General features: G+C 42.2%; 13 protein-coding genes. 1 reads left to right on the top strand and 12 read right to left on the bottom strand.

The genetic code is table 11. The annotated features are described in order from the left end of the window. Position 1: 1 nt before the first annotated feature. Genes C1A07_RS10310 through C1A07_RS10290 form a run of 5 tightly spaced genes read right to left on the bottom strand, consistent with a single transcriptional unit; the run spans position 2 to position 6,157 of the window. Positions 2-883 (bottom strand): ABC transporter permease, encoded by an 882-nt coding sequence (locus tag C1A07_RS10310; protein WP_330399497.1) that lies wholly within the window; start codon positions 881-883, stop codon positions 2-4. Beyond that, positions 867-1,832, bottom strand: a complete 966-nt coding sequence (locus C1A07_RS10305; protein WP_101877030.1) for an ABC transporter ATP-binding protein — start codon at positions 1,830-1,832, stop codon at positions 867-869. The genes C1A07_RS10310 and C1A07_RS10305 overlap by 17 nt, the downstream gene beginning before the upstream one ends. Next, complete coding sequence (locus tag C1A07_RS10300; RefSeq protein WP_101877029.1) at positions 1,832-4,330, bottom strand: type 1 glutamine amidotransferase family protein; 2,499 nt, start codon at positions 4,328-4,330, stop codon at positions 1,832-1,834. The genes C1A07_RS10305 and C1A07_RS10300 overlap by 1 nt, the downstream gene beginning before the upstream one ends. Then, a complete protein-coding gene (locus C1A07_RS10295) occupies positions 4,327-5,463 on the bottom strand; it encodes a sensor histidine kinase (protein ID WP_180952228.1) in 1,137 nt (378 codons plus the stop codon). The genes C1A07_RS10300 and C1A07_RS10295 overlap by 4 nt, the downstream gene beginning before the upstream one ends. Then, a complete protein-coding gene (locus C1A07_RS10290; protein WP_101877028.1) occupies positions 5,453-6,157 on the bottom strand; it encodes a response regulator transcription factor in 705 nt (234 codons plus the stop codon). Before C1A07_RS10290 ends, C1A07_RS10295 begins: the two co-directional genes overlap by 11 nt. 237 nt (positions 6,158-6,394) lie before the next feature. Here C1A07_RS10290 and C1A07_RS10285 point away from each other — a divergent pair, with 237 nt between their 5' ends. Continuing rightward, complete coding sequence (locus C1A07_RS10285) at positions 6,395-6,745, top strand: VOC family protein (protein ID WP_101877027.1); 351 nt, start codon at positions 6,395-6,397, stop codon at positions 6,743-6,745. Here the strand turns inward: C1A07_RS10285 and C1A07_RS10280 are convergent. The 7 genes from C1A07_RS10280 to C1A07_RS10250 form a co-directional block, all read right to left on the bottom strand. Then, the gene (locus C1A07_RS10280; protein WP_101877026.1) at positions 6,735-7,583 is read right to left on the bottom strand and encodes a PhnE/PtxC family ABC transporter permease; all 849 of its coding nucleotides are present in this window, start codon (positions 7,581-7,583) and stop codon (positions 6,735-6,737) included. The genes C1A07_RS10285 and C1A07_RS10280 overlap by 11 nt on opposite strands. Further along, complete coding sequence (locus C1A07_RS10275) at positions 7,580-8,380, bottom strand: PhnE/PtxC family ABC transporter permease (RefSeq protein ID WP_242972293.1); 801 nt, start codon at positions 8,378-8,380, stop codon at positions 7,580-7,582. Before C1A07_RS10275 ends, C1A07_RS10280 begins: the two co-directional genes overlap by 4 nt. Continuing rightward, on the bottom strand, positions 8,349-9,155 hold the full coding sequence (phnC, locus tag C1A07_RS10270) for a phosphonate ABC transporter ATP-binding protein (RefSeq protein ID WP_101877025.1): 807 nt from the start codon (positions 9,153-9,155) through the stop codon (positions 8,349-8,351). Before phnC ends, C1A07_RS10275 begins: the two co-directional genes overlap by 32 nt. 16 nt (positions 9,156-9,171) lie before the next feature. After that, positions 9,172-10,107: a phosphate/phosphite/phosphonate ABC transporter substrate-binding protein gene (locus C1A07_RS10265; RefSeq protein ID WP_101877024.1), complete on the bottom strand. Its 936-nt coding sequence runs from the start codon at positions 10,105-10,107 to the stop codon at positions 9,172-9,174. A gap of 48 nt (positions 10,108-10,155) precedes the next feature. Then, a complete protein-coding gene (locus C1A07_RS10260; RefSeq protein ID WP_101877023.1) occupies positions 10,156-11,283 on the bottom strand; it encodes a phosphonoacetaldehyde reductase in 1,128 nt (375 codons plus the stop codon). Continuing rightward, positions 11,280-12,104, bottom strand: a complete 825-nt coding sequence (phnX, locus tag C1A07_RS10255; RefSeq protein WP_101877022.1) for a phosphonoacetaldehyde hydrolase — start codon at positions 12,102-12,104, stop codon at positions 11,280-11,282. Before phnX ends, C1A07_RS10260 begins: the two co-directional genes overlap by 4 nt. Before the next feature lie 153 nt (positions 12,105-12,257). Beyond that, complete coding sequence (locus C1A07_RS10250; protein WP_101877021.1) at positions 12,258-13,019, bottom strand: DeoR/GlpR family DNA-binding transcription regulator; 762 nt, start codon at positions 13,017-13,019, stop codon at positions 12,258-12,260. Between the last annotated feature and the right edge of the window lie 14 nt (positions 13,020-13,033).

Genomic DNA, 13,033 nt, shown 5'->3' with positions numbered 1-13,033 from the left:
ATCATTTCCTCCATCTTTTAGGATTCACCATTCTAATTGCAAGCAAAATTAATATAACAGCTGCCGCCAGCTGGACTGCCATGCTAATCCAGATCCAGTAGTCTGTAATGATTGAAGCCTGATGTCCTCCGAACCAATTTTCAATGGGATGCTCCGCAGGACTTAGCTGCTTACTAATTGTTATAAAAAATGTTACGGCTGGGTTTGCCAGCAAAAGATAAATAAAACCGCCGCTGCCTATCTCAGCCTGAGCAGCTTGAATGCCTGTATATGTGGCGGCCTCCATTCTGCTTAAAGAAGCTGCAAATTCATTTGCCGCATAAGTGCCTGCCACAACCACCGCCATAATTCCATAAGCAGCTACTGTAGACACTGTAGACTTTTTAAAGCCGGCAGAACAGCAGATTCCAATGCTGCCGGCAAATAAGGCAGAAACCAGGTAGCACATCATCAGCATACCAATATCTTTCCAGCGTATTCCCCCATAAACAAATACTAAAGCCATTACGGGAAAGCTGGAAACAATAATAAGAAATAAGGAAGTGCAGGCAGCCGCCAGCTTCCCCTGCACAATTTTCTCCGGCGTCAGTCCGGTAGTCAGCATAATATCCAGAGTTTTTCTTTCTCTCTCACTGCTGATTGTAGAGGAGGTCAGGGCCGGCATAATTAAAATTAAAAGCACAAATTCCAGGGAGGCCACGAAACCATATAAATCCAGAAAGGCTGTATACTGTATATCAGCAGTAACCTTTACCTGCTCCACATTAGAATACATGCTTAAAAGAGCTACTAAAGCCAGCAGGCCGTTAAATATGACAATAATCAGGGGCAGTCTGATGGTTCTCACCGCTGCCTTTGTCTCTCTTTTATAAATCGGATTCATATTCAAATTTCATCACCGTCCTTTCCTCCCCATTATCTGTAATCTCAATAAACAAAGATTCCAGGCTTCCTTTCTCCCTGGCAAAACTGCGCACATGAATATCTGCATCCACCATTCTCTGAAGCAGCTGGGCCTCATCCTGCTCGTCTCCTGTGAAGCGCACCACCAAATCTTTACCGTTTATAGATATGGTTTTCACATAAGGATGGCTTTTTAACAGACTTACAGCCTTTTCCTGATCATTGCCAAATAAAGAAATCATAAGAGGGTTGGAATGGCTTACCCGGCTGAGAGTATCGTTAATATTTCCGCTGAGCACTATTTTTCCCTGATCTATAATTCCAATATCTGTGCAGAATTCTGAGAGCTCTGAAAGCACATGAGAACTAATGATAATGGTTTTGCCTAACTCCTGCAATTCCATTAAGTTTTCCTTAAACTCGTATCTGGTTCTGGGGTCCAAACCGGAAGAAGGCTCATCCAATATTAATATAGGCGGGTTATGAATCAACGCCCTGGCCAGACATAATCTCTGCTGCATTCCCCTGGACAGGCCGTCTACATAAAATTCCATTTTATCTTCTAAACCTACCTGCTCCAGCAGAATTGCACACCGCTTTCTGGCTGTCAGCCCCTCCAATCCGTAGCATGAAGCAAAAAATTCCATATATTCGCTGACTTTTAAATTGTCATAAACGCCAAAGGAGTCTGGCACATAACCGATTTTTTCCTTCCAGCTTTTGCTCATCACACTGACTTTTTCGTCATTCCAAAATATCTGACCGCTGTCAGCTGTCAGCAAACCCACTAAAATCTTCATAGTAGTAGTTTTCCCGGCTCCATTAGGCCCGATAAAACCAAACAGCGCTCCCTCCCGCACTTCCAGGTCCAGGTGGTTTAGAGCCTGATATTTACCGTATACCTTCACCAGGTCCTTAATTTTCAGCATCACTTTTCCCTCCCTGTTACCATAGGCATAGGAAGCACCAGCTCCCAGTTGGATTCAATAGCCTGGGCGCAAATATATTTCACATTCAGCGTATTTCCCGGGGACAGGTAGGGCTTTAGCTCATCAACTGTAAAGGAAACCTTATCCTGATCCATTTTGTCATAGCTGCCTGTATTATAATTATAAAAATACATTGCTCCCTGGAATAATCTTACTGCTCCTAACAGCTCGCTTCCCCAAAGCTCAGGGGAAACCTGCTGAAATGTGATTTCTTCCACCTCCAGATCATTTCCAAGAGAATATTCTAATGTAACGGAATCCGTTCCATATGTGGAATTTCTTGTGGAATCGTAACTGCCTTTTAACGCCACAGGCTTCTTCATTATTCCCGACCTGTACACGTCCCCGTCCATATTGTCGTTATACACCTCTATTGCAGAAGTAAACATGGTAAGGCCGTATGCCTCATATTCCTTTTCTCCAATAAACTGCCGGCCTGTATCCTGGTTAAATCCAATGACTCTGGCCTCTCTTCTGTAGCCTTCCAAACTGTTATCCATATAAAAAGCTAGAAGATTTGTTCTTTCTACAGATTTCAAATAATCCTTATTTTGAATATCTGCCTTTTCATATTCTGTAAGGCCTGTATCCGCTGCCGCCGTAATATGAGAGTTTCCTAAAGGCGTGTTGTAAACAGGATAATCAGAAAGCTGAATACTTTCTCCGGCATCCAACTCTCCCACTACAATTAAGTGGCCAAAAAGCAGGACCGCCACATCCTCCAGACGGAAGTTAAACTGATTTGTAATAGTTCCTGTTACCTTGCCGTCAAAATACTGAATCTCTCCTGTTATGCCTGCAGACTCTGTATTTTCATAGCTTTTTCTCAGCTGAAAATAATGCGGTTCAAAGGCCACAGCGTCCTGGAAAGAGATCTTCAGCTTATCAGGCTGATTTTGTATTCTCATTTTTTCTGTTGCATGTTCTGTAAACTGCGGTATTGACATATAGTCATATCTGGCGCTTCTGGTAATAGGACGCACGGAATAATCCGGTACAAACTCCACCTCATATGGCCTGCTGTAAGGATTGCGCACATTCATATAGCTGTTATCTACTATTGTATCCTCAGACACATCCATAATTGTAGCATAGGTTAGAAAGGTTCTCCGGAACCTGGTTCCTATACCCATTACATATATTAAAGCTGTAAAATTAAGAACCAGGAGAATAACTCCGCCCCAATAGTACTGCCTTTTCTCCCTTTTTCTCAAAAACCAGTAAAGGCCAGGGCCTGCCAGAAAAATATACAGTATAATAATCATCAGATACACTGACACTTTAGGCAGTCTGCTTACATTTCCGCTGTTAATTACCTCCTGCACAGACCAGAATTCCTGAGAGCTGCCGCCGTAAAAATAATCTGTCAGCTGCAGCAGCCTGTCCTCCCCTAAAAGATTGGTAAACAAACTGTCCACAAAGGAAGGTTCTTCTTCACCGTAGCTGCTGATATCTGTAAAATCAAAGGCAGCTACTGCAATAATTCCCTTTTCCTTGGGGGCTGACTGAAAAAGGGGAAATCCTTCGTCCGCCATCAGAATGCTGGAGCCGTGCATAGGAATTTCCACACATGTAATATTTAAAATGGAATCCGCCACATTTTCCTCTGAATCTTCCTTCATCTGCACTTCCATCATTTGAGGCGCCCCATAGTTGTCATCCAAAAGCTCAGGAGCAAAGCGGCCCAGGGTATCCTCCACCCGCTCTCCAGTTCCCATAATCAAAACTCCGCCGTCTCTGACCCAATCCATAATGGCCTTTGTCTGCTGCTCTGTCAGATCTCTCAGCCTGTAATTCGTCACAATCAGTACGTCCAGCATATCCAAACCCTTTGTAGTATTTGGAAAGCTTTCTGTCTCCATAGGAAGCAGCTTTGTTTTTAAGGCGCTGTAATTTACCCCCACGCCATCTAAATACTGCAAAGCCTCCGGCGTATCGCACAAAGCCCCGATAAACAGCTCCGGCACCTCTTTGCTTACATTCATTTTTAAACGTTTTGTCCCAATTTGTTTATTCTGGCCATCATATAAAGAAACAAATACCTGGTCAGACCCATTTCCAAAGGGAATCATATATTGTGTACTCAGCTTCTCCTTAGCATTTACCGCTGCCGGATATTCATAAGAGTACACCTGATAATCAGCTTCCATTGTAGTCACAGTTACTGTACCCTGAAAAGGCTGTTCCTGCGTATTGTCTATTATCACGTTTACAGGCACATATCTTCCGCCTTTTCCAGTGTCGTTTACTCCATAAGTAACATCAAAAGAAACCGGCCCGTAAATCGGACTGGCTTCCTCCGCTATCATATAAACACTTTCTGAAGTTTTTTCCTGGTCAGCTAAGGCTGTAGCAGGAACAGCGGCAAATATAACCGCCGCCAAGATAAAACCGGCTTTCTTTAAATTATTTCTGAATCTGGACATCATCATTTTCATCCAATCTTCCCAAAGTTTTCTTTGTTAATATCAAAATTTACTCTAAGGCAAATTGTAAATACAGTTCCTTCCATGTCGCTGGAAACATCAATGGTGCCGCCGTGCATATCTACAATATTCTTTGCAATAGCCAGGCCTAAGCCTGTCCCTCCTGTGTTGGTGGATCTGGAATGCTCCACTCTGTAAAACTTATTAAAAATCAAAGGCAGCTCTTCCTCTGGAATCACATATCCGTAATTAATTACAGAAACAGTCACTACCTCCTCCTCAGCATAAATCTTTACCAACACTCTTTTTCCGTCAGCGCCGTATTTAATGGCGTTATTAATCAAATTGTCAAACAGGCGGGCAAGCAGATTTCCGTCAGCCATAATGGTTTTTGCAGGTACGTTGGACTGCAGCTCATAAGACAAATTCTTATCTGCAAAACTAGGGTAAAATTCCTCTAAAAGCTGACTTAACAGCTTAATAATGTCTACCTTAGCTATTTTCATGGAAATCTTTCCGTAATTCAGCTTTGTAAAGCCAAACAAATCTTCAATAAGCTTTTCCAGACGTTTGGCCTTTGTATATGCAATATCAATATATTTGTGCTGCATCTCAGCAGGCAGCTGCACTTTTCCGGAAAGCAGCTCCAAATAACCAATAATAGAGGTAAGAGGCGTTCTCAGGTCGTGGGCCACATTTGTAATCAGCTCGTTTTTCGTCCTTTCTGCCTCCCTCTCCTTATCCATCAGCTCCCTGATTTCTCCCACCATCTTGTTTAAATTTTCTGCCATGCCGGAAAACTCGTCGTCCCCTACCACCTCCACAAAGGTGTTCAGATCTCCCTCCGACACCTTTCTGATGGCTTCTGACAAAGCCTCAATATACCGGATAGAACGCTCCTGCAGCATTAAAAAAGAGACGGAAAATATGAGAATGCCTAATATTACATATAGAAGCACCATAACTGTCCCTGACTCTGCCATCATCTCCAAAAAAGGGTTAGAGCCTCCCCTGGATATTAGATATTCAGCCAAAGTAGACAGATTCGTTACCAGGAAAACAAGAATCAGGCAGGTTACTGCCCCGCTGAATACAATGTTTGTAACAATCCGTCCATAATATTTTCTGCTCAGGTTACTTTTCAATTTTGTATCCTACCCCCCAGACTGTTGTAATAATTTTATTTTGTCTGGTATCCTCCTTCATCTTGCCTCTAAGACGTCTGATATGTACCATAACCGTATTATTGGCTTCATAAACTTTTTCGTTCCACACACGCTCAAATATTTCATCTGTGCTGAACACCTTTCCCGGGTTGGAAGCCAAAAGGTAAAGAATATCAAACTCAATAGGAGTCAGTTTAATTTCCTCATCATACACTATAACCTTATGATTATCTTTATTGATCACTAAACCTTTAATAATAATTTCATTTTTTTCATTTTCCCTGGCGCTGCTGTTAGGGTTTAACTGAGTGTAGCGACGCAGCTGTGATTTTACTCTGGCAGTCAGCTCTAAAGGATTAAACGGCTTTGCCACATAGTCGTCAGCCCCGATGCCTAAGCCCATAATCTTATCTAAATCTGTGGACTTTGCGCTTAGCATAATAATAGGAATATTATTTGTCTCCCTAATCTTCCGGCACATATCCATTCCGTCCATTCCCGGCATCATAATGTCCAAAAGTACCAGATGAACCTTCTCTTTATTCAATATACTAAAGCCCTCCTGGGCATTATTTGCCTTAAAAACTTTATACCCGTCGCTGACTAAATAAATTTCCACCAGCTCTGCAATCTCATTCTCATCATCAACTACCAGAATATTAGTGTCTGCCATGAGTTTCCTCCTTCATTATAAACAAACTTTACTTTTTCCATTATATCATGTCTCTCTCTGCTTCGCCTTAAATTTATCTTAAAAATATATGGCAATTTTTCCAGATCATTACGGATAAACCAAATTCAGCCCTTTTCATACTGGTGGTATATTGTTTACACAGCTAATACGCCGTGGTAATATAAATAATAACCAGAAAGAACTGTCAGAAAACTGAAGGAAAGGAAACTGTTAATAATGAAACCAGAATTTACTATGCAGCATATTGGAATTAATGGAAAGGACAGACAGGAAGCAGTAGAAATCGTCACGCTATTTTCCAGTATTTTTGATTTAGAATTAAGAACAGAAAAGAAAGGCTCTCCATTTGCCGGCGCCTGTATTGAGGCCATGGCAGGCAACGGCCCCGGAACCCATGGGCACATTGCGTTTTATCCCCCTGATATGGAAGCGGCTATTAAATATTTGGAGGATAAGGGGGTTCCAGTAAACCATGGGTCTGCCAAGAGAAATGAGGACGGTTCCATTTATGTTATTTATCTTCAAAATGAAATCGCCGGATTTGCAATTCAGTTAATTAATAAGTAAACTTTTTCTTGATTCTTATAAAAATTCTTTCAATAGAATACGCTACTATAAACACAAGCAAAATAGCTGTGCCGGCCGTGCCGTAATTATAGCCCTGCAAGCTGTTGGAAATCACATAGCCAATGCCTCCGGCCCCCACCATTCCAAGAATTGCGCACTCAGAAAAGTTGGTTTCCAGGCGCATTCCCGCCCATGCAACAATCTGAGAAAAAGCGGCCGGCAAAATTGTATTTGTAAAAATACTAAGGCGGCTGGTGCCTGTAACTTCCAGGGCTTCAATTGTTTCACTTGAAATACTTTCAAAGCTCTGGGCAAATGATTTTGTAAAAAATGCAGTTGTGTGAACACAAAGTCCCGCTACTCCCGCCTCTGGTCCCATGCCTAAACATACCAGCATAAGAAGTACCCACACAGGGGTTGGCACCGCCCTGAGGAAGGTAAAAAAAGACTGGGTAATTACAGACAGAACGGGAATCCCAAATACATTTCGCGCCGCCAGCATTCCAAACAAAATTCCTAAAACTAAGCTGTATAATAAAGACAATACTGCAATGGATATTGTCTCTATTAAAGAAGAAAATACCAGGTCTATATGGGAGATATTTAGATGCGCCAAATACCAAAATACTTTTCCCACCTCAGGAATGCGGGATATCATTTTTCCCCAGTCAATTTCCAGATAAATCAGACTTAAAATTGATAAGGCCCCAACAGAAATAAGAAAAATAGGGATTACTTGGTTTCTCTGCCTGCATTTTACCGGAATCCTGGTAACATTTTTTGTTTTAGCCGGTTTCAATTCCAGGTTCACGGCAAGTTCATTATAATTTACATTCATTTTAACAGCTCCCTTCTCAGCCTGCCGGTAATCTGATCAACTACAATTACCATAAGGGCAATTAACAGGATAATACTAAAGGCAATGTCATACTGAAAACCTTTTATGTAGGAAAACAAAGTTAAGCCCACGCCTCCGCCTCCAACCATTCCCACAATTGTAGAAGCGCGAATATTAATTTCCACACAGTAAAGAAACCAGGACAAAAAACCGCTGAGGCAGGAGGGAAGAATTGCCTGCCACACTCTTTGGGGAAAGGTTGCGCCTACTGCCAGCAAGCTTTCTACACAGTCCTGGGACACATCCTCCATAGTTTCCACAAATGCGCGGACCATAAAAGCAAAGCTGGTAATAAATAAAGCTACAAAGCCTACTCCCGTACCAATTCCCAGAGAAGAAAATAGTATAAAGGCCCATACTAAAGCAGGTATATTTCTAAGAAAGGTGGCAGATCCCCGGACGAATTTCGCCGCCTTAGGAAAGGGAGAAACCTTCTCACTGCCAAATAGGGACACAAAGAATGCCAGAACAGCAGCTACTGTGGTGGCTGACATAGCCAGGGCCAACGTTACCAGCACACTGGAGAGTATTCCTGGTATTCTGCTTGATTTAGGCAGGGCGGGAGGCAAAAAATCCTGTGTAATAAATTCCCAGAAGGCATCCCCGTTTGCTATTAATGTCATTATATTAAAATTTGTAAGAAAGCTGCATATCATAAACAAAATCACAGCAGCAGCCAAAAATCCAGTGTACAGTTTTCTTAAATCATGCGCAATCAGCGGTATCCGTCTTGTCACCACCTTCTCCTCCAATCATTAAATTTCCCTTGGCAGTTCCATATATTCTTTCTATCATCTCATCATTTAACTGATGGGGAGGGCCGTCAAAAACAATTTCTCCTTTTGACAATCCAATAATACGGGTGGAATATTTTAAGGCCACATCCAGCTGATGCAGATTAACAATACAGGCAATATTTCTTTTTTGCGTCATATTATGAAGCAGCTCCATAATTGTTTTTGCGCTGGATGGATCTAATGAGGCAATAGGCTCATCGCACAAAAGCAATTTAGGATTCTGCATAATTGCGCGGGCAATTCCCACCCTCTGTTTTTGTCCTCCAGATAAATCAGAAGCTCTGTTGTAGCAAAACGATTCCAGCCCCAGCTCCTTCAGCAAATTTAATGCTTCTCTTTTTTCCGCTTCGCTGTACATTCCAAGCACGCCTTTTAATCCGTTCATATATCCCAGTCTTCCGTGAAGCACATTCTGCAGCACAGATAAGCTGTATACTAAATTATAGTTCTGAAAAATCATGCCCACCTTGCGCCGCTGCTCCCGCAGCTTTCTGCCGTGCTGATCAGATACAGTATGGCCGTCCAGCCATACTGTGCCGCTGGTAATGGGAATCAGTCGGTTAACAGCACGCAGAAGTGTAGATTTTCCTGAGCCTGACGGACCAATAACAGAGATAAATTCACCTTCCATTACTTCCAGGGAAACCTCTTTTAACGCATGTACCCCGTTTGGATAATATTTAGATACTCCATTAAATTTTAAAATAGGCTTCATAATTTTTCTCCTGTATTTAGAATTCATTAATAATCTTGTTTAACTGAATAATTTCCTCATAATCGCTCATATCGCACTGAACAAAACGGGCCCCTGCCACTTTAATAACATCAGTAAAGTAGGCCTCATTATCATAGGCTGTAAGAAACTGAACCAGCTTGTCACGTGTTTCCTGGCTTACATGTTCGCCTACCACCATACCTTCTGCCGGTATAGCTCCAGACTGGTGGATAATCTTTACATCGCCTTCGCCTGCATTGCCGTGAGCTATTTCTGAGGCCAGAATCTGATCAGAAATAGGAACTATATCTACATCTCCTTTAATAACCGCCTGCAGCCCTGCCTGATGGGAGCCGGAGTAGCTGACAGCCTCAAAGAAATCTCCGTTTGTATGTAAGTTGTCTGAATTCAGTTTATCATCAGGAAAGGCCTGAATAATCTCCGCCGTAGGCACCAGATTTCCGGAAGTAGAATCAGGGTCTACAAATGCCATTGTTTTTCCTTTAATATCTTCAATAGAATTTATCTCGTTATTACTGCTGCTTGTAATCAGCACAGAATGATAAATTGCCTGTTCCTTGTCCCCCTCCGGCGCTTTCATAACAATTGGCTCTAAATTAGCCCGTTCTACCCCTAAAGCCAAAGCCTGAGAGCCCATATATGCCATATCTGCTTTTCCAGTGCGCAGGGCCTCAATTATAGCGTTATAGTCGCTGGCCTGAATTTCCTCTACATCACATCCTAAAAACTGGCTTAAATCTTTTGCAAGGCCGCCCCGGGCATCTGCGCTTTCAGCAGTAGATTCATTGGGAGCATAGGCTATGGTAAATACTCCGTCCTGACCGCCAGGTCCATCTGTGTTAACAGCCTTCTCCTTTTCACTGCATCCGGCAAGGAGCGCTGTCATCATTAATGCAGCAAAAGCAGTTCCCATTATCTTCTTATATTTCATCACAATTCACAATCCTTTCTTTGTACAATAAAATAGGGTTTTTAGGGTTTAATAAATAGATTTCAAGATGATATTAATTGTCTCAGCCGTAATCTCCACCGGGTTATTGTCTGCACGCCCTTTAGTCATTCCTAATTCTGCAAGTCCTGGAAGCTCCTCCTCCTTAACGCCCCAGCCTTTCAGGGAAGCCGGCTGTCCGGAACGAATCAGAAAACTGCTTATGCGTTCTTTCAAATCCTCCCCATCTTTTACTCCTAAAGCCTTTAACAATTCAGGCATTCCGTCTGTGCCGGAAGCATTCATCTGAAACACAGGAGCCAGCAGCATACTTACAGCGGCGCCATGAGGAATTTTGTAGTGCATAGTCAAAGGATAGGAAATGGAATGGCAGGCTGTTGTTTTTGTATTGCTGAATGCCAGCCCTGCCATCATACTGCCCTGAGCCATGGCGTCGCGGCCTTCTGCTTTCCCGGAAAGCAGGGCCTCCATATTGCTCATAATCCTATTTACTGCCCAAAGTGCCAAGGCTTTTGAAACAGCGTTAGTTCCTTTGGCCCAATAGCTTTCTACTCCATGAGCCACTGCATCTAAAGCTGAGGATACAGCCAGCTTTAGGGGCATCCCTTCTGTCATTTCAGGATCAACTAAGGCTGCGTATGCGTAGTTTTCAGGATTTTCTATGGACCGCTTTGCCTCTTTTTCCGGGTCCCAGATAGTAGCCCAGCAAGTAACCTCGCTTCCTGTGCCAGATGTAGTGGGAATCCCAACCCATTTTGTTTTTGGAGATCCAATTTCCTTGTTTTGTATGAATTCTCTTAAAGCCTGTTCACTGCTAATTTCTTTTCCATACAGACAGCACAGGGATTTTCCTACATCCATAATGCTGCCTCCTCCTATGGCAACTACTGCTTCCGGAAAAAAGTCTTTTGTCTCTTTATAAATTTTAAAAAGATGCTTCACCGTAGGATTTGATTCCTGAAAAACTGCCTTTTGTATATGAAAAGACTGATTGGAACTGTGAAGCTGGGAAAAAACATCATATTCAAACACTTTAGTATCCCATCCTAAAATAAGCACCCTGCCGTGTGTAAGCTTCATATCCTGTAAAATCTGAGGCAGACATTTTAAGCATCCCGGCCCCTGAACTGTACGCACCGGATTATAATAATTATTCATTTTACTGCCTCCTCCATTTTCTCTAAGCGGCGGTTAATCTCTAAAATGGCTTCAGGTAAATCTAAAATGGAATCAATTACTATATCTGCTCCTGCCTCCCTGTACCTTTTTGCTGCTTCCTTTTTGCATTTTTCCAGGTTTTCCTGGTCCATATTTTCATATTCCTGTTGGGTAAGTCCCAATAAATTAGAACCCTTTAAAATTCCAATACTCCAGGCTCCCCCATTTTTTCCTTCCATCATATCCAAAGCTGTGTCCCCTACTTTTACCACAGTGCATGGAGGATATACGTTCATCTGACGCATACATTCAAATAACATAAACGGGGTGGGACGGCTTTTCCCTGTTACATCTGGAGTAACTACACAGTCTGCGCTGTACCCCATAGCAGCCGCCTTGGGAATAACCTGCTCCATCATTTGTGAGGTGTAACCAGTAGTAGATCCGATTTTCAGCCCCTGCTTTTTCAGCCCATTTACAGTCTCCACTACCCCTGGAATTGGAGAGCTGTATTCAACTACCACCTGGTACAACGCCTCCTCAAATTGTTCATACAAATTTTCTACATCATCCTCATTCCAGGGACGGCCATATGTCTGCTGCCACTGCCTGTTTCCAGATTCACATGATAACAGCTCCCGGATATGGGCCTTTTTTTCCATTCCCATAGGACCATTAATTTCTTCCCTGGTAAGATGAATGCCGGCTAAGGTAAATATACGGTCAAATACTGTGCCTGGAGCGCTGGAAGCATAATCTACAGTAGTGCCGGCCCAATCAAATACAATTAACTGAACTTTATTGTTCTTTTTTACATTCATAATAATACTCCTCATTTGCTGTTTATTGCTGTTTTTTATTTATATCAAAATTATATACTGCACAAAACAGCAAATTCAATCTGAAAAGCATAAAATGTATGTAAATTATATGTAATAAAGGCCCAGGCAGACGCCTGGACCTTTACATATATTTTATATAATTATAATTCCATGTTTTTTATATTTTTTCTGTACATCCTGAGAAATATTGTTGTCCGTTACCACTGTATCTACTTGAGTATTGGAAAGTACTTTCCTTTTTGAACACTTTCCCAGCTTGCTGGAATCCATAACAGCAATTACCTGCTTCGCTGTTTTTGCAAGTAATTGGATAATTCCGATTTCATTAAAACGAAAATCAGTAAACCCATCATTATAATTTACAGCGTTTATAGACAGGAAAGCAATGTCAGGATAATACTGACTAAATGCCTGCTCACACGTTGTTCCGTAGGTAGACCGCTCTAAGGAATCAATCTCTCCTCCTACAGCAATCAGACGTATATGGCTGCTTTGCATCAAAACATTAATTGCTGCATAATTATTAGTCACAACCGTTATTTTTTTCTCCAATGCAGCCAGCTCCTGAGACAGTATTGTGTTGGTGGTGCCTGAATTCAGGGCTATAACGTCTCCTTCCTTAATAAAGGTTAAGGCTTTTTCACACGCCTCCCGTTTTAAACCGCTGTTTACAATCTCACGTCCTGTAAAATTCAAGAAAGAGGCCATTGACTCTGGCAGGCAGGCGCCGCCGTGTATATATTTTATTAATCCCTGCTGCTCCATAGCCTTTAAATCCCGCCGGACTGTATCTACTGACACATGGAGCAGCTGACTTAATTCACCAACCTTAACCGTGGACTGCAGCTTTAACTGCTGCATAATCAATTCTGCACGTTCTGCATATAACCTCATATTTTCTTTCTCTT

The organism is Lachnoclostridium edouardi (assembly GCF_900240245.1).
Lineage (GTDB): Bacteria > Bacillota > Clostridia > Lachnospirales > Lachnospiraceae > Lachnoclostridium_A > Lachnoclostridium_A edouardi.
Note: the sequence above shows the minus strand (reverse complement) of the source record. Positions and strands in the feature narration are given on the sequence as shown.

What these genes read in the sequence shown, in the direction of transcription:
- C1A07_RS10250 (WP_101877021.1), bottom strand. Translation starts at nt 13,019, where the DNA reads ATGAGGTTATATGCAGAACGTGCAGAATTGATTATGCAGCAGTTAAAG.
- C1A07_RS10305 (WP_101877030.1), bottom strand. Translation starts at nt 1,832, where the DNA reads ATGCTGAAAATTAAGGACCTGGTGAAGGTATACGGTAAATATCAGGCT.
- C1A07_RS10260 (WP_101877023.1), bottom strand. Translation starts at nt 11,283, where the DNA reads ATGAATAATTATTATAATCCGGTGCGTACAGTTCAGGGGCCGGGATGC.
- C1A07_RS10310 (WP_330399497.1), bottom strand. Translation starts at nt 883, where the DNA reads ATGAATCCGATTTATAAAAGAGAGACAAAGGCAGCGGTGAGAACCATC.
- phnC (WP_101877025.1), bottom strand. Translation starts at nt 9,155, where the DNA reads ATGAAGCCTATTTTAAAATTTAATGGAGTATCTAAATATTATCCAAAC.
- C1A07_RS10290 (WP_101877028.1), bottom strand. Translation starts at nt 6,157, where the DNA reads ATGGCAGACACTAATATTCTGGTAGTTGATGATGAGAATGAGATTGCA.
- C1A07_RS10280 (WP_101877026.1), bottom strand. Translation starts at nt 7,583, where the DNA reads ATGAATGTAAATTATAATGAACTTGCCGTGAACCTGGAATTGAAACCG.
- C1A07_RS10265 (WP_101877024.1), bottom strand. Translation starts at nt 10,107, where the DNA reads ATGAAATATAAGAAGATAATGGGAACTGCTTTTGCTGCATTAATGATG.
- C1A07_RS10300 (WP_101877029.1), bottom strand. Translation starts at nt 4,330, where the DNA reads ATGAAAATGATGATGTCCAGATTCAGAAATAATTTAAAGAAAGCCGGT.
- C1A07_RS10285 (WP_101877027.1), top strand. Translation starts at nt 6,395, where the DNA reads ATGAAACCAGAATTTACTATGCAGCATATTGGAATTAATGGAAAGGAC.
- phnX (WP_101877022.1), bottom strand. Translation starts at nt 12,104, where the DNA reads ATGAATGTAAAAAAGAACAATAAAGTTCAGTTAATTGTATTTGATTGG.